Here is a 3784-nt window from a genome sequence, read left to right as displayed (position 1 = left end):
GGTATAACAATCAGAACAAAATTTCCCACTCCCCACTCCCCACTCCCCACTCCCCAGTCATCGGGATTTTACTCTACCGTAAGCACGTCATTACCAAACAACCATATATTCCCCAACTGATTCGCCGTTTTGAAGAAGCCGGGTTAATTCCCTTACCCATTTTTATCAACGGTGTAGAAGGACACGTAGCAGTCAGAGATTGGATGACCACCGACTACGAAACCCAGCAAAGACAAAAAGGTAATACTGAAACTCTCTCACTTTCTGCTCAAGCTGTCCAGGTAGATGCAATTGTTTCTACCATTGGCTTTCCTCTCGTGGGTGGTCCCGCAGGTTCAATGGAAGCAGGGCGACAGGTGGAAGTAGCCAAACGCATCCTCGCTGCCAAGAATGTACCCTATATAGTAGCCGCACCCCTGCTAATTCAAGACATCCATTCCTGGACACGTCAAGGTGTAGGCGGACTGCAAAGTGTTGTATTGTATGCTTTACCGGAACTCGATGGGGCGATTGATACCATTCCCCTCGGCGGTTTAGTGGGTGAACAGATTTATTTAGTTCCTGAACGAGTCCAGCGCTTAATTGGTAGAGTCAAAAATTGGATTGCTTTACGCCAAAAGTCAGCATCAGAACGCAAGATAGCAATTATTTTATATGGATTTCCCCCAGGATATGGGGCTGTAGGGACTGCGGCTTTATTGAATGTTCCCCGGAGTCTAATTAAGTTTCTCCACGCCCTCAAAGACCAAGGTTATGAGGTTGGTGATATTCCTGAAGATGGGGAAGAGTTGATTCGTCAGGTGAAAGCAGCAGATGAAGAACCCACCATCAAAAATCAAATCATGTCCCCCCCCGTGAACGGGGGCGTTAGGGGGGGTTCCAGTGTACATTTCCGCAAGTTAGAAAAATGGTTGGGATATCTGCTAACTTCCCGCATTGAAAAACAATGGAAGTCTTTAACGGGAACTGGAATTAAAACCTATGGGGAGGAATTACATATTGGCGGTGTGCAGTTAGGTAATGTCTGGATTGGTGTCCAACCACCTTTGGGTATACAAGGCGACCCGATGCGGTTAATGTTTGAACGAGATTTAACTCCTCATCCCCAATATGCGGCTTTCTATAAATGGTTGCAAAATGATTTTACGGCTGATGCTGTGGTTCATTTCGGGATGCACGGAACTGTAGAATGGTTGCCGGGTTCACCGTTGGGTAATACTGGTTATTCTTGGTCGGATATTCTCCTGGGTAATTTGCCTAATCTATACATATATGCGGCGAATAATCCTTCTGAGTCGATTTTGGCGAAGCGTCGCGGTTATGGGGTGTTGATTTCTCACAATGTCCCTCCTTATGGTCGGGCTGGTTTATATAAGGAGTTGCTGTCTTTGCGGGATTTGATTTCGGAGTATCGTGAGGACCCGCAGAAGAATTATCTGTTGAAGGAAGTTATTTGTAAGAAGATTGTTGATTCTGGTTTGGATGCTGATTGTCCTTTTGATGATGCTAAACGTTTGGGGATTGCTTTTAGTCCTGAGAATGTGCGAATGTTTAGCGATCGCGCTTTTGATGGTTATTTGGTGAAGTTGTACGCATATTTGCAGGTGTTGGAGAATCGTTTGTTTTCTTCGGGTTTGCATATTTTGGGGGAACCGCCGAATGAGGAGGAGTTGGAGGCTTATTTGGAGGCTTATTTTGGAGACGAACCGCCAAGTCGCCTTCGCGCAGCGTCTCGAAGAGAAGGTCGCCAAGAGGAGGAGGAGTTGGTTAGTGGTTTGTTGATGCAGTGTACTGATGAGTTGGGGAGTTTGTTGAGGGGTTTGAATGGGGAGTATATTTTGCCTGCGCCTGGGGGTGATTTGTTGCGGGATGGGGCTGGGGTGTTACCTACGGGGAGGAATATTCACGCTTTAGATCCCTATAGAATGCCTTCTCCGGCGGCTTTTGCACGGGGGCGGGAAGTTGGTCAAAAAGTTATCGCCCAGCATTTGGCTGAACATGGGACGTATCCGGAAACGGTGGCGGTGATGTTATGGGGTTTGGATGCGATTAAGACTAAGGGTGAGTCTCTGGGGATTCTTTTGGAGTTGGTGGGGGCTGAACCTGTGAAGGAGGGAACTGGGCGGATTGTGCGTTATGAGTTGCAGCCTTTGTCTGAGGTGGGACATCCCCGTATTGATATTTTGGGGAATTTGTCGGGGATTTTCCGCGATAGCTTTGTGAATATTATTGAATTATTGGATGATTTGTTTCAACGGGCGGCTGATGCTGATGAACCGGAAGAGGAGAATTTTATTAGAAAGCACGCTTTGGCTTTGCAGGCGCAAGGTGTAGAGAATAGTTCTGCGAGATTGTTTTCTAATCCGGCTGGTGATTTCGGTTCTCTGGTAAATGATCAAGTGGTTGATGGGAATTGGGAATCTGGGGAAGAGTTAGGTAATACTTGGCAAGGTCGTAATGTGTTTAGCTATGGTAGGGAAGATAAGGGTCAAGCTAGACCAGAGATTTTAAATGCTTTATTAAAAACAAGCGATCGCATTGTTCAAGAAATCGATTCTGTAGAGTACGGTTTAACTGATATTCAAGAATATTACGCTAATACTGGCGGTTTGAAAAAGGCGGCAGAAAAGCAACGGGGGAAGAAGGTAACGACTAGCTTTGTGGAAAGTTTCTCGAAGGACACCACACCCCGCAATTTAGAAGATTTACTCAGAATGGAGTACCGCAGTAAGTTAGTCAATCCCAAATGGGCGCAAGCAATGGCGAATCAAGGTTCTGGTGGTGCGTTTGAAATTTCCCAACGGATGACGGCGTTAATTGGTTGGGGAGGGACTGCTGATTTTCAAGATGATTGGGTTTATGACCAAGCGGCTGATACTTATGCTTTGGATGCAGAGATGGCGGATAAGTTACGCAAGGCAAATCCTGAAGCTTTTCGCAATATTTTGAGCCGCATGATTGAGGCGCATGGGCGGGGTATTTGGCAAGCTGATGCAGATAAGTTGGATAAGTTGCGTCAGTTATATGATTTGACTGATGAACAATTGGAAGGAGTTACAATTATGTAATATTAGTAAATAAAGATTATATGGAAAACTCTTTTACTGCTGTATTTGAACAGATAAATGAGTGGTATATTGGCTATGTCCAAGAATTACCAGGTGCAAATGTACAAGAAAGAACTCTGGAGGAAGCGCGGGAAAGCCTACGGGAAGTGATAGAGTTAATTCTCATATCAAATAGAGAACTTGCAGAGCAAGAACTCACAGGTAAAAATGTGATCAGGGAACAAATTACAGTTAGAATTTAGTGAAGAGACGTGAATTGATTCGCTATCTAGAAGATAATGGCTGTCTGTTTCTTCGTGAGGGTGGAAGGCATACAATTTATTACAATCCAGTAAACAAGAGAACTTCGGCAGTTCCCCGACATAATGAAATTGTTAATATCCTAGCGCTCAAAATTTGTACCGATTTGGAAATTCCCAGACCTTAACAGGGGATATATTTTGACACTTTGTAAGTAAATAAAGTACACATCTTAATATGATAAATCTTGTAGGAGAGGGCAAAGATGCCCGCCCTTATGTACCTGACTCAGATGAAATTTGCTGTACATCACTTTAACTGGAAAAGGCAAACCTTGTTCTGTGTGTCCTAATTACGAATTACGAATTACGAATTACGAATTACGAATTACGAATTACGAATTACGAATTACGAATTACGAATTACGAATTACGAATTACGAATTACGAATTACGAATTACGAATTACGAATTACG

General features: G+C 44.1%; 3 protein-coding genes. All 3 read left to right on the top strand.

Annotation, left to right across the window (positions count from 1 at the left end; genetic code table 11):
* Nucleotides 1-3068: cobaltochelatase subunit CobN (locus AACX33_RS04860; RefSeq protein ID WP_227789451.1), on the top strand; the 3068-nt coding region annotated here is incomplete at its 5' end.
* A 20-nt stretch (nt 3069-3088) separates the two neighbouring features.
* The gene (locus tag AACX33_RS04855; RefSeq protein ID WP_193996836.1) at nt 3089-3310 is read left to right on the top strand and encodes a type II toxin-antitoxin system HicB family antitoxin; all 222 of its coding nucleotides are present in this window, start codon (nt 3089-3091) and stop codon (nt 3308-3310) included.
* Nucleotides 3310-3495, top strand: coding sequence for a type II toxin-antitoxin system HicA family toxin (locus AACX33_RS04850; protein WP_193996835.1), 186 nt, complete (start codon nt 3310-3312; stop codon nt 3493-3495). The genes AACX33_RS04855 and AACX33_RS04850 overlap by 1 nt, the downstream gene beginning before the upstream one ends.
* Nucleotides 3496-3784: the final 289 nt, after the last annotated feature.

The organism is Nodularia sp. LEGE 04288, assembly GCF_963896525.1.
In the GTDB taxonomy this organism is placed as follows: domain Bacteria; phylum Cyanobacteriota; class Cyanobacteriia; order Cyanobacteriales; family Nostocaceae; genus Nodularia.
This window is presented reverse-complemented; position numbering and strand designations above follow the sequence as displayed.

Bases quoted from the DNA above. Each gene is read 5' to 3' on its own strand.
- AACX33_RS04855 (WP_193996836.1), top strand. From the start codon at position 3,089: ATGGAAAACTCTTTTACTGCTGTATTTGAACAGATAAATGAGTGGTAT.